The sequence below is a fragment of the Variovorax brevis genome (genome assembly GCF_030317105.1).
Classification (GTDB): domain Bacteria; phylum Pseudomonadota; class Gammaproteobacteria; order Burkholderiales; family Burkholderiaceae_C; genus Variovorax; species Variovorax brevis.
Window position 1 is genome coordinate 318,103 of sequence record NZ_JASZYG010000006.1, and the last position, 24,179, is coordinate 342,281.

Below are 24,179 nucleotides of genomic sequence, written 5' to 3' on the forward strand. Positions count from 1 at the left end.
AGGAAGACGGGGTCAGTTGCGCACGGGCTTTCCGGTGCTCAGCATTCCCATGATTCGCTCTTGCGTCCTGGGATGGACGATGAGCGAGCAGAAGGCCTTGCGTTCGAGTGCCATCAGGTATTCCTCGGTGACCAGCGTGCCGGCATCCACGTCGCCGCCCGTCACCACGCCGGCGATCAGGCTGGCGATGTGGAAGTCGTGCGCGCTGATGAAGCCACCGTCGCGCATGTTGACCAGTTGGCCCTTGATGGTCGCGGCGCCGCTGCGGCCGGCCACCGGGAACTTGCGCTTCAGCGGCGCGCGCCAGCCGGTTTCGCTCATCGCCTTGACCTGTTGCAGCGCGACGTAAAGCAGTTCGTCCTTGTTCGGCACGATCACGTCGCTGTCCAGCAGGTAGCCGAGCTTGCGCGATTCGAGCGCGCTGGTGCCGACCTTGGCCATCGCGGCAGCCGTGAAGCCTTCCGTGAGGAAGGGCAGGATGTCCGTGCCCGTGGATGCAGCGGCGTTTTCCGCAGCGCGGCGTGCGATGTAGGTCAGGCCGCCGGCGCCGGGAATGAGGCCCACGCCCACTTCCACGAGACCGATGTAGCTTTCCATTGCCGCGACACGCGCCGCCGAGTGAATCGCCAGTTCGCAGCCGCCGCCCAATGCCATGCCGCGCACGGCCGACACCACGGGCACGCCGGCATAGCGGATCTTGAGCATGACGTTTTGCAGCTCGTGCTCCGCGCCTTCGACCGCGCCGATGCCCGCGACCACGAAGGCCGGCAGCATCGCCTGCAAATCGGCGCCGACGGAGAACATCTCATCGGGCGACCAGATCACCAGGCCCTTGTATTCCTTCTCGGCCAGTTCGACCGCAGCGCCCAGCGCCTCGGCCACGTCAGGGCTGATGGCGTGCATCTTCGACTGGATGCTGGCGATGAGCACTTCGCCGTCCAGCGTCCACACGCGCACGTCGCCTTCATCGCTGATGGTCGTGCCGGCGTCGTTGGCTTCCAGTGCCTTGGAACCGTAGACGCTCTCGGGGAAGAGTTGACGCGAGTGAACGGGCAGGCGGCGCAGCGGCACGAAGCGGCTCTCCGACGCGCTCCACGAACCTTCAGGCGTGTGCACGCCACCGGCCTTGGCGACCGGGCCCTCGAACACCCACTTGGGCAGCGGTGCGCTCGACAGCGCCTTGCCGGCGTCGATGTCTTCCTGGATCCAGGTCGCGACTTGCGTCCAGCCAGCCTGTTGCCAGAGTTCGAAGGGACCTTGCTTCATGCCGAAGCCCCAACGCATCGCGAAGTCCACGTCGCGTGCACTCTCGGCGATGTCGCCCAGATGGATGGCGGCGTAGTGGAAGCTGTCGCGCAGGATCGCCCACAGGAACTGGCCTTGCGGGCCTTCGCTCTCGCGCAGCAGCTTCAGGCGTTGCGCAGCCGGCTTCTTGAGCATGCGGCCGTACACCTCGTCGGCCTTGGCACCACCGGGCACGTACTCACCCTTGGCCAGGTCGAAGCGCAGCACGTCGCGGCCGGCTTTCTTGTAGAAACCGGCCTTGGTCTTCTGGCCGAGGTTGCCCATTTCGATGAGCTTCGCGAGCACCGGCGGCGTTGCGAAGTTGGGGTAGAACGGATCGCTCTTTTCGTCGAGGTTGTCCTGCAGCGTCTTGACGACGTGGGCCAGCGTGTCGAGGCCCACCACGTCGGCGGTGCGGAAGGTGCCCGAGCTGGCGCGGCCCAGCTTCTTGCCCGTGAGGTCATCCACCACGTCCGGCGTCAGGCCGAACTTCTCGACTTCCTTCAGCGTCGCCAGCATGCCGGCGATGCCGATGCGGTTGGCGATGAAGTTGGGCGTGTCCTTGGCGCGCACGACGCCCTTGCCCAGCGTGCTGGTGACGAAGGCTTCGAGGTTGTCGAGCACCTGTGGCTGCGTGGTCGGCGTGTTGATCAGCTCGACCAGGAACATGTAGCGCGGCGGGTTGAAGAAGTGGATGCCGCAGAAGTTCGCCTTCAGCGCTTCGGGCAGTGCTTCGCTCAATTTGGTGATCGACAGGCCGGAGGTGTTCGAGGCGAGGATCGCGGTCTTCGACACGTGGGGCGCGATCTTCCTGTAGAGGTCGAGCTTCCAGTCCATGCGCTCGGCGATCGCCTCGATCACGAGGTCGCATTCGGCCAGCTTGTCGAGGTTGTCGTCGTAGTTGGCGACTTCGATCAGCGATGCATCGGCCGCATTGCCCAGCGGCGCGGGCTTGAGCTTCTTGAGGTTGTCGATGGCGCGCGTGACGATGCCGTTCTTCGGGCCTTCCTTTGCGGCCAGGTCGAACAGCACGACCGGCACGCGGACGTTGACGAGGTGGGCCGCGATCTGCGCGCCCATCACGCCTGCGCCGAGCACGGCGACTTTTTTCACTTGGAATCGGGACATGGTGTTGGGTATGTTGGTTGGGGGCCGCGTCTTACTGAACGCGGGTCCACGTTTGCGTGCGCCAGAAAGGGCCGAGGTAGCCGCGCACCTCCAGCTTCTTGCCGCCGTCGATGGGCGTGAAGCTGGCGCGGTATTCCTTGCCGTTCTCGGGATCGAGGATCTTTCCGTTCTCCCAGACGTCCTTACCCTCGGCCTTGCTGCCGCCGCGGATGATTTCGAGGCCGGCAATGGGCTTGCCCTTGCGGTCGTCGGTGCACTCGTCGCACACGGCGTCGGGCTTGGCGTCCTTGCGCAGGGTCTTGACGATGTTGCCGGCGAGTGCGCCGCCCTTGTCCGCAATGCGGATCTCGGCCTTGGACTCGCCCGTCTTGTCATCCACGCTGCGCCACAGGCCCGTGGGAACCATCTGGGCCATGGCGCCACCGGCGGCGGCCAGAAAAACTGCTGCTGCGAAAACACGCTTCATTGAAAGTCCTTGAAAGAGGAAAGGCAGCCGCCGCCGGGCCGCCCCAAGGCGAGCCGCGCTTCCCTTTCGGGAGATGACGAAGCACACGCAGTGGCAAGCCGGGGCGCAGACATGATCAAGCGAGTGCTGCGTCGGTGTCCATCAAGGACTTGCTGCCGGCACGGGCCGTGCGCATCAGCGTTGCCGTTTCCGGGAACAGCTTGGCGAAGTAGAAGCGCGCGGTTTGCAGCTTGCCCAGGTAGAACGGGTCGTTGTTGCCCGCGGCGATTGCGCGCAGCGCCACTTGCGCCTGGCGCGCAAACAGGTAGCCAAACACGAAGTGACCGGCCACGCGCAGGTAGTCCACCGCGGCAGCGCCCACTTCGTCGGGGTTCTGGAAACCCTTGAAGCCGATTTCCGTCGTGAACTTGGTGAGCTGTTCGCCCAGCACGGCCACGGGCGTGATGAACTCGCTCATCTTCTCGTTCACGCCTTCTTCTTCCACCAGCTTGCCCACGAGCTTGCCGAACTTCTTGAGCGACGCGCCGTTGTTGCCCAGGATCTTGCGGCCCAGCAAGTCCAGCGACTGGATGGTGTTGGTGCCTTCATAGATCATGTTGATGCGGTTGTCGCGCACGAACTGCTCCATGCCCCATTCCTTGATGAAGCCGTGGCCGCCGAACACCTGCATGCACGCGTTGGTCGCGATGTGGCCGTTGTCGGTGATGAAGGCCTTGACGATCGGCGTCAGCAGCGCGACGAGTTCGCCCGATTCCTTGCGGACCTTTTCGTCGGGGTGATTGTGTTCCTTGTCCAGCAGCAGCGTGCAGAAGATCTGCAGCGCGCGGCCGCCTTCGGCATAGGCCTTGGCCGTGAGCAGCATCTTGCGCACGTCGGGGTGCACGATGATCGGATCAGCGTCCTTGTCCTTGGCCTTCACGCCCGACAGCGAGCGCATCTGCACGCGGTCCTTGGCGTAGGCCAGTGCGTTCTGGTAAGCCACTTCGGTCAGGCCCAGCGACTGGTTGCCCACGCCCAGGCGGGCGGCGTTCATCATCACGAACATCGCGGCGAGGCCCTTGTTGGGCTCGCCCACCATGGTGCCGATGGCGCCTTCGATCACGATCTGCGCCGTGGCGTTGCCGTGGATGCCCATCTTGTGCTCGAGGCCGGCGCAGAAGATCGGGTTGCGGCTGCCCAGCGAACCGTCGGTGTTCACGTTGAACTTGGGCACGGCGAACAGGCTGATGCCCTTGCTGCCCTTGGGCGCGTCCGGCAGGCGCGCGAGCACCAGGTGGACGATGTTCTCGGTGATCTCGTGCTCACCGGCCGAGATGAAGATCTTGCTGCCGCTGATCTTGTAGGTGCCGTCGGCTTGGGGTTCTGCCTTGGTGCGCAGCAGGCCCAGGTCGGTGCCGCAATGCGGTTCGGTCAGGCACATGGTGCCGGTCCATTCGCCGCTGGTGAGCTTGGGCAGGTAGGTCTTCTTCTGCTCGTCGGTGCCGTGGGCGTGCAGCGCTTCGTACGCACCGTGCGAGAGGCCCGGGTACATCGTCCAGGCCTGGTTGGCGCTGTTGAGCATTTCGTAGAGGCACTGGTTGACCACGTACGGCAGGCCCTGGCCGCCGTAAGCCGGATCGCACGACAGCGCGGGCCAGCCGCCTTCGATGAACTGTGCGTACGCTTCCTTGAAGCCCTTGGGCACCGTGACGGTGTGCGTCGTCTTGTCGAGCGTGCAGCCTTCTTCGTCGCCCGAGATGTTCAGCGGGAAGGTGACTTCGGCGGCGAACTTGCCAGCCTCTTCGATCACGGCGTTGACGGTGTCCGCGTCGGTCTCGGCATGCTTGGGCATCGCCTTGAATTCTTCGGCGACGTTGAGCACTTCGTGCAACATGAACTGCATGTCGCGAACGGGCGGGTTATAGGCTGGCATGCGTAAAGCTCCTTGGATCGATGGGATTGGAAAAAACGAAGAAAACGGGGCTCAAGCGACGGGCTTGAGCTGGTGTTGGGCAGTGGTGGCTTCTTGTGCGGTGCTGCGCGCGATGATGTTGGCGAAGCCGGCGTTGGCACGGTCCAGCGATTGCGGCATGCGCAGGAAGCGGGCTTCGTAGTGCAGCGCAAGAATCAGCGCGTGGATCTCGAAGGCGATCTGCTGGGCGTCGGCGTCGGCGCACAGATGGCCTTCTTCCTTCGCCTGCTCCACGGCACGCAGCATGGCGGCCAGCCAGACGTTGACCGAATCGGCCAGCGCGTCGCGCACCGGTCCCGGCCGGTCGTCGAACTCGACGGCGCCGCTGATGTAGATGCAGCCTGAGTCGATTTCGGCGGAGGTGCGCTTCATCCAGTTGGCGAACATGGCGCGCAGGCGCGGCAGGCCGCGCGGCGCCGTCAGCGCCGGGTAGAACACTTCCTGCTCGAAACGGGTGTGGTACTCGCGCACCACCGAAATCTGCAGTTCCTCACGCGAGCCGAAATGGGCAAAGACGCCCGATTTGCTCATCTGCGTGATTTCCGCGATGGCACCGATCGAAAGCCCTTCCAGCCCGATCTGGGCGGCCAGGTTGAGCGATGCGTCGATGATGATGGCCTTGGTTTGCAACCCCTTCTGGGGCTGGCGGGAAGCCTTGGCGGAGACGGCGGTGGCTGGCATGCGTGGGCTTTGGAATAAAACGAACGGTCGTGCTATTTTGCGTTACTTTCATGTCAATCGGAAGACCAAAGACCCGAAAGTTTTGCGGGGCTTTGCCGGTTTCACCTGTACGGTGGCGCGCCCGAAAACGCCCGACTTCGGCCCTTCACGCAAGCGCCGTACATTGCGCGAATGCGCTCACGGATTGCCCACCCGCCGACCGTTGCCCGTCGCATGGCCTGCCTCGCGGCATGCCTCGTGTTTTCGATGTCATGCGCCGCCCAGGAGATTCGCTGCCATGCGCCGGCCCAGATGGACGACGGCTGGGAAACGGCATCCGCTTCAGCCTCCGGCTTCAATGCCGCCGCCCTGTGTAGCACCCTCGATGCGGCGGCCGCGGGGCCCGACAAGCTCCATGGACTCGTCGTGGAGCGTCACGGCCGGCTGGTGGCGGAGCTGTATCGCGACGGGCCCGACAAGCCGATCAACGTCCTGTTCGGCGTGGGCCGGCCCTTTGCCAAAGACGCTCATTTCGGTCCGGACGTCCGCCACGACGCGCGCTCGGTCAGCAAGAGCGTCGTGGGCCTGCTGGTCGGCATCGCCAGGGACAAGGGGCAACTGGGCGGCTTGTCATCGCCCGTGCTGGATTTCTATCCCGAAGACCCGGAGCTGCTGTCGGCGCGGCACAACCGCGTCACGCTGGACAACCTGCTGAGCATGACGAGCGGTTTGCAGTGGGACGAAGGTTCGCTGCCGAACGATGAAACCCGCCTTTACTGGACGACGAGCCTCCTGCCCTTTCTCTTCAACCGCCCTGTGGTGGCGCAGCCGGGCGAGGTCTTTCACTACAACTCGGGCTCAACGGCCGTGCTGGCCGACATCATCACCATGGCGCAAGGCGCCAGCCTGACAACGCTGGCCCGGGAACAACTCTTCGAACCGCTGGGCATCAGCGACTGGGAATGGGTGACCGACCTGCGGGGCCGCGAACTCGCCTTCACCGGGCTTCGCATGCGCCCGCGCGACATGGCCAAGCTGGGCAGGCTGGTGCTGGACCACGGCCAGTGGCGCGGACGACAGGTGGTGTCGCCGGAATGGGTGCACGCCTCCATCACGCCACACATCGCCACGGACATCCGCTTGCCGCCCACGGCGCCGGAACCTCTGGGCTACGGCTACCAATGGTGGACGGGCACGACGCGATGGAATGGCCGCAACCTGGCGTGGAGTGCCGCCTTCGGCAACGGCGGCCAGCGCATCTTCGTGGTGCCGGAACTGGACATGACCGTCGTGACGACTGCGGGCGCGTACGGCGACGGCAAGATCAACGTCATGGTCAACGGGCTGTTGGACCGCATCGTGGCGACGGTCCTGGACCCGGATCAAAACCCGAGCGCAGCCGCTACCGCGGGCGTGACCGCAACGTCTGAATCCACGCCGACGTCGCGACCGCTTCGTTGAAGCGCCCGGGACGCCGGACGTTGACCCCTACGCGATCAAAGCTTGAACGGCACCACTTCCTGCCGCTGGTCGCCCAGGCCCTCGATGCCCAGCGTCATCACGTCGCCCTTCTTGAGATAGAGCGGCGGCTTCATGCCCAAGCCGACGCCGGGGGGCGTGCCGGTGGTGATGACGTCACCGGGCATCAACGTCATGAACTGGCTCAGGTAGCTCACGATCTTGGCAACGCTGAAGATCATGGTCTTGGTATTGCCGGTCTGCATGCGCTGGCCATTGAGGTCAAGCCACATCGAGAGTTTTTGCGGGTTGGGCACTTCGTCGCGCGTGACCAGCCAGGGGCCGATGGGGCCGAAGGTGTCGCAGCCCTTGCCCTTGTCCCAGGTGCCACCGCGCTCCAACTGGTATTCGCGCTCGCTCACGTCGTTGATGGTGCAGTAGCCCGCCACGAAGTTGAGCGCGTCCTTTTGCGACACGTAGCGCGCACGCGCGCCGATGACCACGCCAAGCTCGACTTCCCAATCGGACTTGACCGAGCCCTTGGGCAGCATGACGGGATCGTTCGGGCCCTGGACGCAGGAGTTCGCCTTCATGAACACCACGGGCTCGGCGGGAATGGGCAAACCCGATTCGGCCGCATGGTCCGCATAGTTCAAACCGATGGCAATGAACTTGCCGACCTGCCCGATCGGGCAACCATAGCGCGGCTTGCCCTTGACCAGCGGCAGCTTGTCGGTCTTGAGCTTGGCGATCCTGGCGAGAGCCGCATCGCTGAGTTGCTCCGGACCGATGTCCTTGACCGCGGCGCTCAGGTCGCGCAGTTGCCCGTTGGCATCGATGAGCCCCGGCTTTTCCTTGCCCGGATTTCCGTAGCGAACCAGTTTCATTGTTGTGTTCCTTTTTCAGTGAGAGGGAATCGTCCAGAAGACGGATCAGTAGGTGCTGCGTCCGCCCGAGAGATCGAAGGTGGCGCCGGTCGAGAACGAGCAATCCTCCGTGCAAAGCCACGCCACCATCGAAGCAATTTCATCGACCTCGCCAAAGCGCCCCATCGGGATCTTCGAGAGCATGAAGGCGATGTGCTCCTGCGTCATCTGGTCGAAGATGGCCGTCTTCACGGCCGCGGGCGTCACGCAGTTCACGCGGATGCCGGTGTCGGCCAGTTCCTTGCCCAATGACTTGGTGAGCGCGATCACGCCGGCTTTGCTCGCGCTGTAGGCGCTGGCGTTGGGGTTGCCTTCCTTGCCCGCCACCGAGGCGATGTTGACGATGCGGCCCCAGCCGCGTGTGCGCATGTGCGGCACCACCTCGCGGCAGCAGATGAAGAGGCCGGTGAGGTTCACGTCCATCACCTGCCGCCAGGCGTCGACCGGGTAGTCCCACAGCTTGGTGTTCGGCCCGGTGATGCCGGCGCTGTTGATCAGCGCGTCGATGTGCTTGCCATGTCCCAGCGTGGCCGCGACGGCCTTGGCCACCGACGGTTGCTGCGACACATCAACGGGCAACGCAAAAGCCTTGGCGCCCAGCGTCCACGCCGCCTTGGTGGCCGCCTCGCCATCGCGGTCCCAGATGGTGACGCTGCCGCCCGATGCGATGAGTCGTTTGGCGATGCCGTAGCCCAGCCCCGTGGCGCCGCCCGTAACGACGGCGTGCCGACCGGCAAAGTCGAGCTGGTTCATATGGTCATTCCGCCATCGGCCGCGTAGGCCTGGCCGGTAACGAATTGCGCTTCGTCGCTGGCCAGGAAGACGATGAGCGGCGCAATCTCCTCAGCCTGCGCGAGGCGACCCATCGGCTGGCGGGCGATGAAAGCCTTGCGCGCTTCCACCGGGTCCGCGTTGGCGTTGATGCGTTCGGCCAGGGACGGCGTGTCGACCGTGCCGGGGCAGATCGCGTTGCAGCGGATGCCCTTGGTCACATAGTCGGCTGCAACGCTCTTGGTCAGGCCCAACACGGCCGCCTTGGTCGTGCCGTACACGCAACGGTTGGGCAGGCCCTTGATACTGGAGCACACGCTCGCCATGTTGATGATGCTGCCGCCGCCCTTGGCCAGCATGCCGGGAAGCACCGCCTGGATGGCCCAGAACTGCGCGCGCACGTTCAGGCTGAAGGCAAACTCCAGCTGATCGTCCGTCGCGTCTTCGATGGAGCCGTTGTGCACCACGCCGGCACAGTTGAAGAGCACGTCGATGGGCGGCAGGCCCTTCACCAGCGACGTGATGGCCAACTTGTCGAGCACGTCGAGCCTTGCGGTGGTGACGTTGGCCACGCCGGCGTATTGATCGAGGAGCTTCTCGTTGACGTCGGTCGCCCAGACCTGCGCGCCCTCGGCCGCGAATGCGAGCGCGGTGGCGTAGCCCATGCCCTGCCCGGCCGCGGTCACGAGCGCGGTCTTGCCTTTGAGTCTCATGCGTGTGTCTCCTTTGGGAGTGTCTTCTGACGGAATCAGGGGTGCTCGGTCGGGTTCGGGTTAGGCCCGATGGGACCAATTGTCAGCACATCGTATTCTGAATTGGCCTTACCACTTGTCCAATTCAGGGACAACCCTTAACGCCGGTCCAACGCCTCCTTGCCCGTGCCGCTGCAGATTGTCGAACCGCAACGCCTCTATCGCCAAATTGCCGACCAGCTGCGCGCGCTGATCGCCAAGGGCGAGTTCGCCGTGGGCGATCGCTTGCCGGCGGAACGCGACCTGTCGAAGCAGCTCGGCGTGAGCCGTCCTTCCGTGCGCGAGGCGCTGATTGCGCTGGAAGTCGAAGGCTGGGTCGAAGTGCGAACCGGCTCCGGCGTGTACGTGCTCGACCGCTCGCGCCGGGCGGCTGCCGCACCGGTGGCCGCCGCCGAATGGGGGCCGCTGGAGTTGATTCGCGCGCGCCGCGTGGTCGAGGGCGAAACGGCCGCGCTGGCCGCACAGCTTTGCAAGCGCAAGGACGTGGACGCCATCTCGCGCGCCATCGACGTCATGCGCGATTTGGCCGATCGCATGGTGATGCCGCTGGAAGGCGACCGCGCCTTTCACCTGGCCATCGTCGACATCTGCGGCAACGCGGTGCTGTCCGAAACGGTGGCCAGCTATTGGGATTCACGCAACGGCCCGATCTTCACGCGGCTGGGCGGCTACTTCGAGAACGTGAAGTCGTGGCGCACCGCCATTGCCGAGCACGAGGCCATTCGCGACGCCATCGCCGCACACGACCCCGACGCCGCACGCGCAGCGATGCACGAGCACATGGACAAGTCACACCAGAGATTCAGCGCGAGCTGGCGCCGCGCGAAGACCGCCTGAAACGCGCCAGCAGCTTTCGTTTTCCGTATCCGTTTCAACATCAACATGGAGACCAACCGATGACCAGCAAACGTATCGCCCTCAAGACCATCGCAGCTTGCGCCATCGCAGCAAGTTCACTCGGCATGCTGGGCATCGCGCAGGCGCAAACCAAGCTCAAGTGGGCTCACGTGTACGAGACTTCGGAGCCTTTCCACAAGTACTCGGTGTGGGCGGCGGAAGAGATCAAGAAGCGCACCAACGGCAAGTACGACATCCAGGTGTTCCCGGCCTCCAGCCTGGGCAAGGAGTCGGACATCAACCAGGGCCTGACGCTGGGCACGGTCGACATCATCCTGACGGGCGCGAGCTTTGCGGGCAACACCTACAAGCCGCTGGCCGTCACCTATTTCCCGTTCATCTTCCGCGACTCGGACCACCTGCTGAAGTACGCGAAGAGCGAAGTTTTCGCGGAACTGGCCAAGGGCTATGACGAGAAGAGCGGCAACCACATCGTGGCGCTCAACTACTACGGCGCACGGCACGTGACCTCCAATGCCGCGCATCCGGTCGCCAAGCCCGAGGACATGAAGGGACTGAAGATCCGCGTGCCGGATGCGCCGGCCTACCTGGCCTTCCCGAAATCGCTGGGCGCCAACGCCACGCCCATCGCCTTTGCCGAGGTCTATCTTGCGTTGCAGAACGGCACCGTCGATGCCCAGGAGAACCCGCTGCCCACCATCGAGGCCAAGAAGTTCTTCGAGGTACAGAAGAATATTTCGCTGACGGGCCATATCGTCGACTCGCTGCTGACGGTGGTCTCCGGCCAGCTGTGGGGCAAGCTGTCGGCTGACGAAAAGAAGATCTTCAACGAGGTGATGCAGGAGGCCGCGGAGAAAACGGGCCGCGAGATCATCGCGTCGGAAGTGCGGCTCACGGAAGAGTTCAAGAAGAAGGGCAACAACGTCATCACGGTCGACAAGGGCGCCTTCCGTGAAGCGGTGCTGAAGAACACGAAGCCGACGGACCAGGGCTATCGCCAGCAGGACTACGACCGCATCCTGGCCATTAAATAACTCGCCCCCAGGCTCCGCGCCACTTCGTGTCGCTCCTCCAACCCCCTGCCGGGGGCAACACCAGCGGCCCGGCAAAGCCGGTTCCGCGGTGTTTCCCGAAAAGTGAAGTCCATGCAATGACGAGCTTTCAATGACTGAACAGAAAATCATCGATGACGAAGGGCACTTCCATGCCGAGGACGAGGTCGTCGACCTCTCGGGCACCATCGCCGAAGGCTGGATCGCCCTGGCCATCTTCTGGATGCTGGGCCTCACGGTGTTCTATCAGTTCGTCACGCGCTATGTGATGAACGACTCCGCGGCGTGGACAGAAGAGGTGTCGCGGTACATGCTGATTGCCGTGGTCTTCATCGGCGCGGCCATCGGCGTGTCGAAGAACAACCAGATACAGGTCGACTTCTTCTACCGCCACCTGCCCGCATCCATGGGCAAATGGATGTCGAAGGCGGTCGACGTGATCCGCATCGCGTTCTTCGTGGCGGCCGTGGTGATGACGGTGCAGATGATGCTCAAGATCGGCAACCGGACACGCATGACCATCGTCGACCTGCCGATGAACATCGTCTACGGCCTGTGCCTCTTCGGCTTTGCCGCAATGGCGTTTCGCTCGGTGCAGATCCTGCGCATCCACTGGCGGCGCGGCTACAGCGTGCTCGAGCGGCCGGAATCGGCGCTCTCCGACCACTGAAGACCCACGACAAGAAGAACCACAACATGCTCAAGATCTTCTTCCTGATTTTCATGGCCGGCGGCATTCCGGTGGCCATCGCAATGGCGGGTGCCTCGCTCGCCTACATCCTCATGTCGGGCAGCCTGCCGCCCTTCGTGGTGATTCACCGCATGGTGAGCGGCATCGACAGCTTTCCGCTGCTGGCGGTGCCCTTCTTCATCCTGGCCGGCAACCTGATGAACAACGCCGGCATCACCACGCGCATCTACAACTTCGCGCTCGCGCTGGTGGGCTGGCTCAAGGGCGGCCTGGGCCACGTGAACGTGCTGGGCTCGGTGATCTTTGCGGGCATGAGCGGCACCGCCATCGCGGACGCCGCGGGCCTGGGCACCATCGAGATCAAGGCGATGAAGGAGCACGGCTATTCGACCGAGTTCGCCGTGGGCGTGACGGCCGCGTCGGCCACGCTGGGCCCCATCATTCCGCCGAGCCTGCCCTTCGTGATCTACGGGATGATGGCCAACGTGTCGGTGGGTGCGCTCTTCCTGGCGGGCATCCTGCCGGGCGCGCTGATGGCCATCCTGATGATGCTCACCGTGGCGTACTACGCTCACAAGAACAAGTGGGGCAGCGACGTCAAGTTCTCCAGCACGCGCCTGTTCAAGGCACTGAGCGAACTGGCGGTGGTGATCGGCTGGCCGCTCCTGGTGTGGGTGCTGGTCGACAAGCTTGGACTGCCCGCGCAGCTCACCGTGTTCGGCGCGCTGGCCGCCCTCTTCGTGCTCGACAAGATCTTCAAATTCGAGGCGCTGCTGCCCATCATGACGCCGGTGCTGCTCATCGGCGGCATGACGACCGGCCTGTTCACACCCACCGAAGGCGCGATTGCCGCGTGCGCGTGGGCCATGATCCTTGGCTTTGCGTGGTACGGCACGCTCTCGTGGAAGATGTTCGTCAAGGTGTGCCTGGACACCATCGAGACCACGTCGACGGTGCTCTTCATCGTCGCCGCGGCGTCGATCTTCGGCTGGATGCTGACGGCCACCGGGGTCACGGCTGACATCGCCGCATGGGTGCTGGGCTTCACCAAGGAGGCCTGGATGTTCCTGCTGCTGGCCAACCTGCTGATGCTCTTCGTTGGCTGCTTCCTGGAGCCGACTGCGGCCATCACGATCCTGGTGCCGATCCTGCTGCCCATTGCAACGCACCTGGGCGTGGACCCGATCCACTTCGGGCTGGTGATGGTGCTCAACCTCATGATCGGCCTGCTGCATCCGCCGATGGGCATGGTGCTCTTCGTGCTGGCGCGCGTGGCGGGCCTGAGCTTCGAGCGCACGACCATCGCCATCCTGCCGTGGCTCGTGCCGCTGCTGCTCAGCCTGGTGGTGATCACCTACATGCCTTCGCTGGTAATGTGGTTGCCGAAAATGTTCTTCTGATGCTCCGCGCGGCTTCGCGCTGGAGCCCCAACAAGAGGTGACACGATGAATCCCTTTATTCGCCTGCATCCCGCCGATGACGTGGTGATTGCGCGGGCGCAGCTCGTGGGCGGCACCGAGGTCGAAGGCGTGGCGGTGCGCGGCCTGATCCCGGCCGGGCACAAGGTCGCGATGCGCAACATTGCCACCGGCGAGCCGGTGCGGCGCTACAACCAGATCATCGGTTTTGCCAGCCGGCCAATCGCGGCCGGCGAGCACGTGCACACGCAGAACCTCGACATGGGCCCCGACAAGGGTCACTTCGAACGCGACTACGCCTTTGGTGCGGACGTGAAGCCGGCGCCAGCGAAACGCGAAGCCACCTTCATGGGCATCAAGCGTGCCGACGGTCGCGTGGCCACGCGCAATTACATCGGCGTGCTGACCAGCGTGAACTGCTCGGCCACGGCCGCACGCGCCATTGCGGATCACTTCTCGCGCAAGACCAATCCGGCGGCGCTGGCGGACTATCCCAACGTCGATGGCATCGTCGCGCTCACGCATGGCACGGGCTGCGGCATGGACACGCAGGGCATGGGCATGCAGATCCTGGAGCGCACGCTCACGGGCTACGCCACGCATCCCAACTTTGCCGGCGTGCTGGTGGTGGGCCTGGGCTGCGAGGCGAACCAGATCAACGCATGGCTGGCCACGGGGCATCTGGCGGAGGGCAAGAACTTCCGCACCTTCAACATCCAGGACACGGGCGGCACGCGCAAGACGGTGGAAAAAGGCATCGCGCTCATCAACGAGATGCTGCCGCGCGCCAATGCGGTGAAGCGCGAGCCGTGCAGCGCGGCGCACATCACCATCGGGCTGCAATGCGGCGGGTCGGATGGGTATTCGGGCATCAGCGCCAACCCGGCGCTGGGCGCGGCGGTCGATTTGCTGGTAGCGCACGGCGGCACTGCGATCCTCAGCGAGACGCCCGAGGTGTATGGCGCCGAGCACCTGCTCACGCGCCGCGCGGTCAAGCGCGAGGTCGGCCAGAAGCTGGTCGATCGCATCGCGTGGTGGGAGCACTACACCGAGATCAACGAAGGCGAGATGAACAACAACCCTTCGCCCGGCAACAAGGCGGGCGGGCTGACCACCATTCTTGAAAAGTCACTCGGCGCGGTCGCCAAGGGCGGCACCAGCAACCTCGAAGCGGTGTACGAATACGCCGAACCGGTGACGGCGCACGGCTTTGTCTACATGGACACACCCGGCTACGACCCCGTCAGCGCCACGGGCCAGGTGGCCGGCGGCGCCAACATGATCTGCTTCACGACAGGCCGCGGCTCGGCCTACGGCTGCGCACCCTCCCCTTCGCTCAAGCTCGCGACCAATTCGACCTTGTGGAAGCGGCAGGAGGAAGACATGGACATCAACTGCGGCGAGATCGTCGACGGCACGGCGTCGATCCAGGAGATGGGGCAGCGCATCTTTGAACTGGTGCTGGCGACGGCGTCGGGCGAGTACAGCAAGAGCGAACGGCATGGCTACGGGCAGAACGAGTTCGTGCCGTGGCAAGTTGGCGCGGTGATGTAGGGGAATTCATGTCACTCACACTCCAAGCCTCCCACCTGCGCGCGCAGGTCGCGTCGATCATCGCTGCGGCCGGCAGTTCCGCTGCCGAGGCCCGGCAGGTGGCGGACAACCTCGTGCTCGCCAATCTCAGCGGCCACGACTCGCATGGCATCGGCATGGTGCCGCGCTACATCGACGCGGTGGCCGAAGGCGGGCTCACGCCCAACGCGTCGGTCAAGGTCAACCTCGACATCGGCACGATGCTCTCGCTCGACGGGCAGCACGGCTACGGTCAGATCGTGGGCGTACAGGCGATGGACCTCGGCATCGCGCGTGCGAAGCAGCACGGCAGTTGCATCATGTCGCTGGCGGGTGCGCATCACCTGGGGCGCATCGGTCACTTCGCGGAAATGGCGACGGCGCAGGGGCTCGTGTCCATGCACTTCGTCAACGTGCTGTCGCGGCCTGTCGTCGCGCCCTGGGGCGGCGGTGACGGGCGCTTCGGCACCAACCCGTGTTGCATCGGCATTCCGCTCGCGGGTGTGGAGCCCTTCCTGCTCGACTTTGCGACCAGCCGTGTGGCGCAGGGCAAGATGCGCGTCGCCTACAACAAGGGCGAGCGCGTGGCGCCCGGCCATCTGATCGACGAACATGGCGCGCCGACGGACGATCCGGGCGTCGTCGTGGTGCCGCAGTCGAACGGGCTGTTTGGCGCGCTCATGACCTTCGGCGAACACAAGGGCTACGGCATGGCGATGGCCTGCGAACTGCTGGGTGGCGCGCTGACGGGCGGCGGCACATGGCACCGACCGGCCGACACGGCGCGCACGGTGCTCAACGGCATGCTCACCGTCTTGATCGATCCGGTGAAGCTGGGGACGCAGGCGGTCTTTGAGCAGGAGGCAAAGGCTTTCGTGCAATGGTTGCGTCAAAGTCCCGCGGGTCAGGGCTTCGACGCGGTGCAGATCGCGGGCGAGCCGGAGCGCACGGCGCGCACGGCCCGCGAGCGCGAGGGCATCTGGGTGGACGATGCGACCTGGGGTGAAATCGTTGCGGCGGGGGCGAAGGTGGGGGTGACGGTGGAGGCGACGCGTTAGTTGGCCTTATCCGCCGCTGCGTCCGGTCAAAGGCCCGGTGCCCTCACCCCGGCCCTCTCCCGGCGGGAGAGGGAGTAGAGACGGACTTGCTCCTCTCCCCTCCGGGGAGAGGTTGGGTGAGGGGCACCGGGCCCATGCAATGACCACGCGCTGTTGACCGCCCAGTGCCCGCTCCCGGCGGGAGAGGGAGTAACAGCCGTCAGCGGGTCTGCTGGCGCCACTCGGCTTTCCACAGCCGCTGCAATTCCGCAGCCACGGCGGGCGGCGGATTGCCCACCAGCGTGTCGCGGTTCACGCGATGCACAAAGCCGAAGATCTGCCCGGAGTCCGGCGCATAGAGCTGCACCGCGCTGTTGTCATAGCAGTCGTGCGCCTTGCAGAACCCATTGAAGGCATAGCGCGCGCCCGCCACATTCACCCAGCGCGGCGGAGGCGCGGGGCCGTTCATTTGCGCCAGCCAGGGCTCACGGGCGTCGGCGCCGAGTGCCTTGCGCCATGCCGCACCGAACTTCGGCGAAGCGACCACCACGTCGACACTGCCGGCCGCAGGCGGCGGTGAAGGCGCGGCGACGTAGGGTTGAACGGCATCGACCTTGCAGGCGAAGAACTGCACTTTCAACAGTTGGCTGCCCAGCGCAGCAGCGGTCTTGCCGTCGGCACTGAGCTTGATGTAGCGATTGCGCTTGTCGCGGTAAACGATGAACAGGAGTTCCGATCCGCCACGCACTTCGCTGAGCAGCGCCATCTCGTAGTTCTCCGGCGGCGAATTGCCGAAGTACGAGGCCGCCGCCTGCGGCTTGATGCCCGTCAGGCGCTGGCCGTCACGTTCGACCATCAACGCGTCTGCCTCAACTTTGAGCTTGGGGGCATACGGGTTGGCGCAATTCACCGACCACGTGCCGCCGTACATCGCGAGAACGTCAGCCGGCAGGCGCTGCGCCAGCGCGGACGCACCGGCGGCCACGCAAAGCCACGCCATGACCCCTGCCTGAAGGACGCGCCGCGTTGCCAATGGAGCCACAGGAATCTCCTGAAGAGCCGTGCCAGTGCACAGGGTACACGCCGCGCAGGGTGATGCCTATCCCGGCCCGTCCCGGCGCAGGCTGTTGCTCAGCGCAGTCTTGCGCAAAATCACAGCGAACGACTGCACATGCATCGGCTGCGCCTCGCCGAGCCGCCACAGGATGCCCGGCGTCCGAACGGGCGTCGGGCTTTCCAGCGGAATCACCGCCAGGCCCGTCATCGACTCGGTCACCGCGTTGATCGCCACGATCGATCCGATCTGCGTGCGCGCCACCAGACCCAGCATCGGCGCCACGGTGGACATCTCGGCCACGACGACCGGCTCGGCACCACACGCCCGAAAGCACTCGTCCAGCATGGTGCGCGTGGAGAAGTTGGACGACAGCAGCACCAGCGACTGCCGATGCAGCTCCACCATGCGGATGCGCTTGCGGCTGGCCAGTGGATGGCTTTGCGACACGACCAGCACCATCTCCTCGTTGTAGAGCGGCTCGAACCACAGGTCTTCCGGGTCGTTCGGCCGGTAGGCGATGCCCAGGTCCAGGTCGCCGGACTTGAGCCGCGCGCCGATCACCTCCGCCGACAGTTCCTCCACGCTGATGCGCACCGTGGGATGGCGCGCCAGCAACTGCGCCACGCACTCCGGAATGAGCCCGATGTTGAAGGTGTGCGTCGCGCCCACGCGCACCGTGCCGCTCAGGCTGCTGGTGCCCGGCTTGAGGAGCGCGATGCCCTGGTCGACCTCCTTGAGTGCGCGCGACGCATAGCCGCGCAGCAACTCGCCCGCCTCGGTCGTGACCACCTTCTTGCCGATGCGCTCGAACAGGGGTTGGCCCAGCTCGTCTTCGAGCTGGCGAATCTGGTGCGACAGGGTCGATTGGGTCACATGCACCCGCTCGGCCGCACGCGTAAAGCTCAGGCAATCGGCCAGCGCCACGAAGTAGCGCAAGTGCCTCATCTCCATGGAAACCCCTGTGAATGATCGATGGTGTCGATGATATCCATGGAAATTCATCATTTGCGACGGAATGTTTCAGGGTCTATTGTCCGGACTCATCAAGAAGCGCCCGCTTCGGGTGCAAAGCAGGAGACCACGCAATGTCCAACACACAACAAGATGCGATCACCCAGGATGTCCTCAAAGCCTTCGCGGGCACGCCGGACGCCCGTCTGCGCCAGCTGATGACCTCGCTCGTCAAGCACATCCACGCCTTTGCGCGCGAAGTCGACTTGACGCCAGAGGAATGGATCGCCGGCCTGAACTTCCTGAATGCCACGGGTCAGATCTCGACCGACAAACGGCCCGAATTCATCCTGCTGTCGGACACGCTGGGGCTGTCGATGATGGTCGTCGCGTTGGCCCAAGCCCGCGCCAGTGCCGACGCCAAGGGCGCGACCGAAGCGACCGAAGCGACCGTCGAAGGCCCCTTCTACTGGGCCGGCGCGCCCGAACTGGCATTGGGCAGCGACATCGGCGAAGGCGTTCCCGGCGAGCCGACCTTCTACATGGGCCGCGTGACCGACGTGCACGGGCAACCGCTGGCCGGCGCGCTGCTGGACGTGTGGTCCGGCGACGGCGACGGCAAGTACGACATGCAGCTGAGCGCCGAGCCGACGATGCGCGCGCGCGGTCGCTTTCGCACCGACGCGCAGGGCCGCTACTGGTTCTGGTCGATCCTGCCCACCTACTACCCGGTGCCCGACGACGGCCCGGTGGGCGACATGATGCGTGCCACCGGCCGCAACATCTACCGGCCCGGACACATCCACATGCAGATTTCCGCGCCGGGCCACGTGATGCTGACGACGCACCTGTTCGTTGCCGGCAGCCCGTACCTCGAAGAAGACGCCGTCTTCGGCAAGCGCGACAGCCTGGTGGTGGACTTCGAAAAGCACGCAGCCGGCAAGGCCGTCGACGGCCGCGAGATGGCCGTCCCCTATCACTCCGCGAGCTACGACTTCCGGCTCGCGCCAGCCGCGTGACAGCGGCAGCAACCACCCATCAAGGACTCCCATGAAGATCGGCAAGGCCACCGTGCCGCGCACGTCCATCAGCACATCGGACGAACACACCATCGTCATTCGCGGGCAAGACCTGTCGAAGGACCTGATCGGCAAGATTTCCTTTGTCGACCATTTCTTCCTGCTGCTCACCGGCCGGCACCCGAGCGCCGGCGAGACGGCGGTGCTGAACGCCACGCTGGTGGCCATTGCCGAGCACGGGCTGGTGCCCAGCGTGCAGGCGGCGCGCATGACCTTTGCCGCCGCGCCAGACGCGATGCAGGGCGCCGTGGCCGCGGGCATCCTGGGTTGCGGCTCCGTGGTGCTGGGCTCATCGGAGACAGCCGGCCGCTTCTACAGCGAGATCGACGCACAGGCGAGCACCGGCCGGCCGCTGGCGGCTGCAGCGCTCGCCGTGATGCAGGAGTGGCGCGCGGCCAAGCGCTCGATTCCCGGCTACGGCCATCCGCTGCACAAGGAGCGTGACGAACGCGTCGGCGCGCTGTTCAAGACGGCGAAGGCAGCAGGCACGAGCCTTCGCTTCGTCGAGATCGCCGAAGCCGTGGAGGCGCTCATGCCCGAAGTGCTGGGCAAGCCTCTCAAGCTCAACGTGTCGGGCGCGATTCCCGCCGTGCTGCTGGGCGCGGGCTTTCCGGTGGAGGCGCTCAAGGGCGTGCCCATCCTGGCGCGCACGGCCGGCCTGATCGCCCACATGTACGAGGAGATCCGTCAGCCGATCGGCTTTGCCTTGTCGTACCAGGCCACGCGCGAGATGGAATACGACGGCGCGCTCCCGGCGCATTTCGGACAGCACAAATGATTCCAGTCCTCCAGGGCCTGAAGGTGGTCGAGCAGGGCACCTTCATCACCGGACCGGCGGCGGGCATGCTGCTGGGCGACTTGGGGGCCGACGTCATCAAGGTGGAGCAGCCGGTGACGGGCGATCCGTTCCGCGCCTTCAAGAACGGCCTCTACAGCCCGCACTACCAGACCTACAACCGCAACAAGCGCAGCATCGAGCTGGACACGAAGAAGGCCGAGGACCTCGCGGTGCTCGACGCTTTGATCGCCGATGCCGACGTCTACATCCAGAACTTCCGCCCCGGCGTGGCCGAAAAACTGGGCGTCGGCGCGGAGCGGTTGCAGGCGCTCAACCCGAAGCTCATCTATTGCTCGATCAGCGGCTTTGGCTCTTCCGGGCCGGCCGTCAGCCGACCGGCATACGACACGGTGGCGCAAGCGGCCAGCGGCTTCCTGAACCTGCTCATCAACCCGGCGAACCCGCGCGTCGTGGGTCCGGCCATTGCGGATGCGCTCACCGGCTTCTACGCCACCTACGGCGTGCTCGGCGCCTTGTTCGAGCGCAACCGCACGGGCGTCGGCCGCAAGGTCGAGGTGTCGATGCTGGAGGCGATGACGCACTTCAACCTCGACGCATTCACACACTTCCTTCAGGTCGACGAGGTGATGGGGCCGTACAGCCGGCCGAGCGTGTCGCAGTCCTATGTGCTGCGCTGCGCGGACGACAAGTGGATCGCGCTGCACATGTCCTCGCCCGAGAAATTCTGGCGCGGCCTGGCCGTCGCCATCGAGCAGCCGGACATCTTCGAAGACCCGCGCTTTGCCACGCGCGAGGCGCGCATCGACAACCAGGAAGCGATCATCGAACTGCTCGGCGAGCGCTTTCTCACGCGACCACGCGACGAGTGGTGCCAGCGCCTGCAGCGCGAGGACGTTCCCAACGCGCCGATGTACGACACCAGCGAGGCGCTCGAAGACCCGCAGGCCAAGCACCTGCAGCTGATGACCTCCGCAGAGCATCCGGTAATGGGCCTGTTTCGCACCGTGCGCTCGCCGGTGAGCTTCGACGGCCAGCGCTCGCTCGACGTGCGTCCGCCCCCCACGTTGGGCGAGCACAACGACGAGATCCGCGCCGAGCTGCGGCGCAACAAGACACAAGGGAACAAGGCATGACTTGCGCAACAACGACATCCCCGGCGCGGCGGCGCCACCTGGCCACGCTCGCGCTGCTTTCATGCGGACTGCTCCTGGGCGGTGCGGCCGCGCAGGCGCAGGACCGCGGCCCGCTCAAGATGATCGTCCCCTTCGGCGCGGGCACGACGACCGACACGGTGGGCCGCGTCGTTGCCGAAGCGCTGGGCAAGAACCTGCAGCAACCGGTGATCGTCGACAACCGCGCCGGCGCGGGCGGCTCGACCGGCTCCGACATGGTCGCCAAGTCGGCGCCCGATGGCCGCACGCTGGTGATGGGCACGGTGGGCACGCACGCCATCAATGCGTCGCTGTTCGCGAAGCTGCCCTATGACCCCCTGCGCGACTTCGCGCCCGTCGCCTTCATCGGCTACACGCCGACGTTGCTGGTGGTGGCGGCCGATTCGCCCATCAAGTCCCTGAAAGACCTGGCCCTGGCGGCACATCGGCCGGAGGGCGTGACCTTTGCCTCGGCCGGCAACGGCACCTCGGGCCACCTGGCCGGCGAACTGCTGGCGCAGCGGCTGGGCGGCAAGATGATCCACGTGCCCTACAAGGAAGGCTCGGTCGCCCTGACGGGCGTCATGGCTGCGCAGGTCGACTTCATGTTCTATCACCCGGCCGCCGTGATGCCGCAGGTCAAGTCAGGCAAGCTGCGCGCCCTGGGCGCCAGCAGCGCGGTGCGAAGCGCAGCGGCGAGCGATGTGCCGACGCTGATGGAGCAAGGCGTGGCGGACTTCGATCTGGTTGCCTGGTTCATGCTGTACGCGCCGGCCGCGACACCGCCGGCCACGCTCGCGAAGCTGCGTGACGCCAGTGCCACCGCCCTCGCCCAGGCCGACGTGACGACGCGCCTGCGCGACCAGGGCATCGAGTCGCGCGCGATGCGCGCCGAAGAGATGCAGCCTTTCAACAAGGTCGAAATTGCGAAGTGGGCCGAACTCGTGAAACGCTCCGGCGCACGCGTGGACTGATGCGCTCGCCACCACGGCATTCCCCGATTTGATCCCGGCATGTGCAACTGAACCAAAACCAACGAGGAGACAAAGACCATGAAGACGCAGAACTTTTCCGGCATCGGACGGCGTACCGCCATGACGGCCATCGCACTGGCTGCCGCAGGCATCGCGGTGGCGCAGCCGGCCGGCCAGCCCATCCGCATCGGCAGCACGCTGGCGCTGACCGGGCCGCTTTCGGCCACGGCGCAGATCCACAAGCTGGTGGGCGACATCTACATCGAGCAGGTCAACAAGCGCGGCGGCCTGCTCGGGCGGCCCGTTGAATGGGTGGTGAAGGACGACCAGTCCAAGCCCGACCTGGCGCGCACGCTGTACGAGCAATTGGTGACGGCCGACAAGGTCGACCTGCTCATGGGCCCCTATGCCACGGGCGCCATCCTGTCGGCCATGGGCGTGGCGCAACGCTACAACAAGGTGCTGGTGCACCACACGCTCGGCATTCCCTCGCTGGCCAAGTACGACATGCAGTTCCCGGCCTGGTCGATCGGCTCGGACCCGGCCACCACCGTGCCCAACACGCTGTTCGATGCGCTTGCCGCTGGGCCCAAGCCGCCGAAGACCGTAGCTGTGGTGACGAGCAAGTTCCCCTCGATCCAGTTCATGAGCGCGGGTGCGCGCGAGGTCATCAAGAAGCGCGGCCTGACGGAAGTGCTGTTTCTCGAATGGGACTTCGGCAACCGCGACTTCGGCCCGATTGCCAACCGAGTGAAGGATGCCAAGCCCGACTTCGTGTGGGTCGGCGCCATCGGGCTGGAAGGCAACCTGCTGCTCGACGCGATGAAGAAAATCGACTACCTGCCTCCGCAGCACTTCTACCTGTACCCGGCGCCCGGTCCGCTGCTCGCATCGCCGGACGCGAAGCTTGCGCTGTCGGCCACGATCTTCGAAGACCAGCCGCCCTTCACCTCCAACTTCGGCGCGGCCGAGTTCGTGAAGATCTACAAGGAACGCGCGGCCAAGGCCGGCTTCACCGACACCGCGGTCGAAACGCAGGCAGCGGCGTCGTACACGGCGTGGCAGATCCTCGAAGCCGGCGTCACCGCCACCAAGAGCCTGGACGACAAGAAGATCGCCGACTACCTGAAGACGAACAAGGTCGACACCATCCAGGGCAAGCTGCGCTTCGATGGCACCGGCAACTTCGGCGACGACCTGATGCGCATCAAGCAGATCCAGGATGGCAAGTGGGTCGTGGTCTGGCCGAAGGAAGTGACCTCCGGTGGCGCCAAGATGCTGACGCCCTGAGATGCCGAGCTTTTCGCTGCTCTCGCAGTCCATTCTTTCGGGCATCTTCGTTGGCGCGCTCTATGGGTTGATGGGTCTGGGGCTCAGCCTCAGCTGGGGCCTGCTGCGGCTCATCAACCTGGCGCACTTTGCATTCGCCTTCCTGGCGGCCTACCTGTGCTACCAGATGGCGACGATGGGAATGGACCCATTGCTGACCATGGTCGTCATCGTGCCGCTGTTCTTTGCGCTGGGCGCCGGCCTGCACTGGGTGATGGCGCGCTTCGCAGTGACGCCCTTCAACTCGCTGCTGCTGACCTTCGGTCTCACGGGCATTGCGGAAAGCGTGATCCAGTCCATCTGGACCGCCGACTTCCGCAAGCTCGAATCGAGCTATGCGCAGCAGAAGTTCAAGGTGGGCGAACTGTTCGTGCCGGTGCCGGAGTTCATCACGCTGGTGCTGGCCGTGGGCCTGACCTTCGCGGTGTGGGCGGTGCTTCGCTTCACCGACATCGGAAAGGCGATGCGCGCCGCAGCGCAGGATGCACCCGTGGCCGCCGCGTTCGGCGTGAATGAAAAAGCCTCGGGCCTGCTGCTGGCCGGCACCTGCGCCGCGCTGGCGAGCATCGCCGGCGTGTGCCTGGCCCTGGGCCACACGCTGACGCCGTCGCAGATGTATTCATGGGTCGGCGTGGTGTTCGCAGCCGTGATGCTGGGTGGCTTGGGCAGCGCGCTGGGGCCGCTCATTGCGGGCACCGTGATCGGCGTCAGCGAGGCCATCACCATGGCCGTCACGGCGCCGTCGTGGGCACCGATCGTGTCCTTCACCCTGTTGATCCTGATCCTTGTACTGCGGCCCGGAAAGGCCTCCTGAC

At 65.2% G+C, this 24,179-nt stretch carries 22 protein-coding genes; 13 read left to right on the plus strand and 9 right to left on the minus strand.

The genetic code is table 11. From position 1 onward, the window contains the following. Positions 1-12: 12 nt before the first annotated feature. The 4 genes from QTI66_RS21030 to QTI66_RS21045 form a co-directional block, all read right to left on the minus strand. Entirely contained in the window at positions 13-2,412 is a 2,400-nt protein-coding gene (locus QTI66_RS21030) for a 3-hydroxyacyl-CoA dehydrogenase/enoyl-CoA hydratase family protein (RefSeq protein ID WP_286561801.1), read from the minus strand. A 31-nt stretch (positions 2,413-2,443) separates the two neighbouring features. Then, positions 2,444-2,878, minus strand: a complete 435-nt coding sequence (locus QTI66_RS21035; protein ID WP_286561802.1) for a DUF2147 domain-containing protein — start codon at positions 2,876-2,878, stop codon at positions 2,444-2,446. Between the two features lie 115 nt (positions 2,879-2,993). Further along, positions 2,994-4,790 carry an acyl-CoA dehydrogenase C-terminal domain-containing protein gene (locus QTI66_RS21040; protein ID WP_286561803.1) on the minus strand — a complete coding sequence of 599 codons (1,797 nt, stop codon included), beginning with the start codon at positions 4,788-4,790 and terminating at the stop codon, positions 2,994-2,996. 51 nt (positions 4,791-4,841) lie between these two features. Beyond that, positions 4,842-5,510 (minus strand): TetR/AcrR family transcriptional regulator, encoded by a 669-nt coding sequence (locus QTI66_RS21045; protein WP_286561804.1) that lies wholly within the window; start codon positions 5,508-5,510, stop codon positions 4,842-4,844. A 246-nt stretch (positions 5,511-5,756) separates the two neighbouring features. Here QTI66_RS21045 and QTI66_RS21050 point away from each other — a divergent pair, with 246 nt between their 5' ends. Continuing rightward, positions 5,757-6,950: a serine hydrolase domain-containing protein gene (locus tag QTI66_RS21050; RefSeq protein WP_286561805.1), complete on the plus strand. Its 1,194-nt coding sequence runs from the start codon at positions 5,757-5,759 to the stop codon at positions 6,948-6,950. A gap of 35 nt (positions 6,951-6,985) precedes the next feature. Here the strand turns inward: QTI66_RS21050 and QTI66_RS21055 are convergent, their stop codons facing one another. From QTI66_RS21055 to QTI66_RS21065, 3 genes are read right to left on the minus strand one after another with little or no spacing between them, the layout of a single operon-like run. Then, complete coding sequence (locus QTI66_RS21055) at positions 6,986-7,834, minus strand: fumarylacetoacetate hydrolase family protein (protein ID WP_286561807.1); 849 nt, start codon at positions 7,832-7,834, stop codon at positions 6,986-6,988. A 45-nt stretch (positions 7,835-7,879) separates the two neighbouring features. Then, on the minus strand, positions 7,880-8,626 hold the full coding sequence (locus tag QTI66_RS21060) for an SDR family NAD(P)-dependent oxidoreductase (RefSeq protein WP_286561809.1): 747 nt from the start codon (positions 8,624-8,626) through the stop codon (positions 7,880-7,882). Continuing rightward, on the minus strand, positions 8,623-9,357 hold the full coding sequence (locus QTI66_RS21065; RefSeq protein WP_286561810.1) for an SDR family oxidoreductase: 735 nt from the start codon (positions 9,355-9,357) through the stop codon (positions 8,623-8,625). Before QTI66_RS21065 ends, QTI66_RS21060 begins: the two co-directional genes overlap by 4 nt. Positions 9,358-9,522: 165 nt before the next feature. Between QTI66_RS21065 and QTI66_RS21070 the strand changes: the two genes are divergently transcribed. From QTI66_RS21070 to QTI66_RS21095, 6 genes are all read left to right on the plus strand, one after another. Further along, positions 9,523-10,233 (plus strand): FadR/GntR family transcriptional regulator, encoded by a 711-nt coding sequence (locus QTI66_RS21070; RefSeq protein WP_286561811.1) that lies wholly within the window; start codon positions 9,523-9,525, stop codon positions 10,231-10,233. 59 nt (positions 10,234-10,292) lie between these two features. Beyond that, positions 10,293-11,288: a sialic acid TRAP transporter substrate-binding protein SiaP gene (locus QTI66_RS21075; RefSeq protein WP_286561812.1), complete on the plus strand. Its 996-nt coding sequence runs from the start codon at positions 10,293-10,295 to the stop codon at positions 11,286-11,288. Between the two features lie 130 nt (positions 11,289-11,418). Then, a complete protein-coding gene (locus QTI66_RS21080; RefSeq protein WP_286561813.1) occupies positions 11,419-11,976 on the plus strand; it encodes a TRAP transporter small permease in 558 nt (185 codons plus the stop codon). Positions 11,977-12,002: 26 nt separating this feature from the next. Continuing rightward, a complete protein-coding gene (locus tag QTI66_RS21085; RefSeq protein WP_286561814.1) occupies positions 12,003-13,397 on the plus strand; it encodes a TRAP transporter large permease in 1,395 nt (464 codons plus the stop codon). A gap of 45 nt (positions 13,398-13,442) precedes the next feature. Then, positions 13,443-14,969, plus strand: coding sequence for a UxaA family hydrolase (locus QTI66_RS21090; RefSeq protein WP_286561815.1), 1,527 nt, complete (start codon positions 13,443-13,445; stop codon positions 14,967-14,969). Positions 14,970-14,977: 8 nt separating this feature from the next. Further along, on the plus strand, positions 14,978-16,045 hold the full coding sequence (locus QTI66_RS21095) for a malate/lactate/ureidoglycolate dehydrogenase (RefSeq protein ID WP_286561816.1): 1,068 nt from the start codon (positions 14,978-14,980) through the stop codon (positions 16,043-16,045). Positions 16,046-16,244: 199 nt separating this feature from the next. On the opposite strand, the gene QTI66_RS21100 is transcribed toward QTI66_RS21095, so the two are convergent. Both QTI66_RS21100 and QTI66_RS21105 read right to left on the minus strand, forming a co-directional pair. Then, positions 16,245-17,066 (minus strand): Ivy family c-type lysozyme inhibitor, encoded by an 822-nt coding sequence (locus tag QTI66_RS21100; RefSeq protein WP_286561817.1) that lies wholly within the window; start codon positions 17,064-17,066, stop codon positions 16,245-16,247. Positions 17,067-17,123: 57 nt separating this feature from the next. Next, complete coding sequence (locus QTI66_RS21105) at positions 17,124-18,032, minus strand: LysR substrate-binding domain-containing protein (RefSeq protein WP_286561818.1); 909 nt, start codon at positions 18,030-18,032, stop codon at positions 17,124-17,126. Between the two features lie 134 nt (positions 18,033-18,166). On the opposite strand from QTI66_RS21105, the gene QTI66_RS21110 reads away from it, so the two are divergent. The 6 genes from QTI66_RS21110 to QTI66_RS21135 all read left to right on the plus strand — a co-directional run bounded on the left by QTI66_RS21110 (position 18,167) and on the right by QTI66_RS21135 (position 24,178). After that, complete coding sequence (locus QTI66_RS21110) at positions 18,167-19,051, plus strand: dioxygenase family protein (protein WP_286561819.1); 885 nt, start codon at positions 18,167-18,169, stop codon at positions 19,049-19,051. Between the two features lie 31 nt (positions 19,052-19,082). Then, positions 19,083-19,889, plus strand: coding sequence for a citryl-CoA lyase (locus tag QTI66_RS21115; protein ID WP_286561820.1), 807 nt, complete (start codon positions 19,083-19,085; stop codon positions 19,887-19,889). Further along, positions 19,886-21,043 carry a CaiB/BaiF CoA transferase family protein gene (locus QTI66_RS21120; RefSeq protein ID WP_286561821.1) on the plus strand — a complete coding sequence of 386 codons (1,158 nt, stop codon included), beginning with the start codon at positions 19,886-19,888 and terminating at the stop codon, positions 21,041-21,043. Before QTI66_RS21115 ends, QTI66_RS21120 begins: the two co-directional genes overlap by 4 nt. Continuing rightward, positions 21,040-22,035, plus strand: a complete 996-nt coding sequence (locus QTI66_RS21125) for a Bug family tripartite tricarboxylate transporter substrate binding protein (protein ID WP_286561822.1) — start codon at positions 21,040-21,042, stop codon at positions 22,033-22,035. Before QTI66_RS21120 ends, QTI66_RS21125 begins: the two co-directional genes overlap by 4 nt. Positions 22,036-22,113: 78 nt before the next feature. Further along, a complete protein-coding gene (locus QTI66_RS21130) occupies positions 22,114-23,325 on the plus strand; it encodes an amino acid ABC transporter substrate-binding protein (protein WP_286561823.1) in 1,212 nt (403 codons plus the stop codon). Between the two features lies 1 nt (position 23,326). Next, entirely contained in the window at positions 23,327-24,178 is an 852-nt protein-coding gene (locus QTI66_RS21135) for a branched-chain amino acid ABC transporter permease (RefSeq protein WP_286561824.1), read from the plus strand. The last annotated feature ends 1 nt before the right edge of the window (position 24,179 follow it).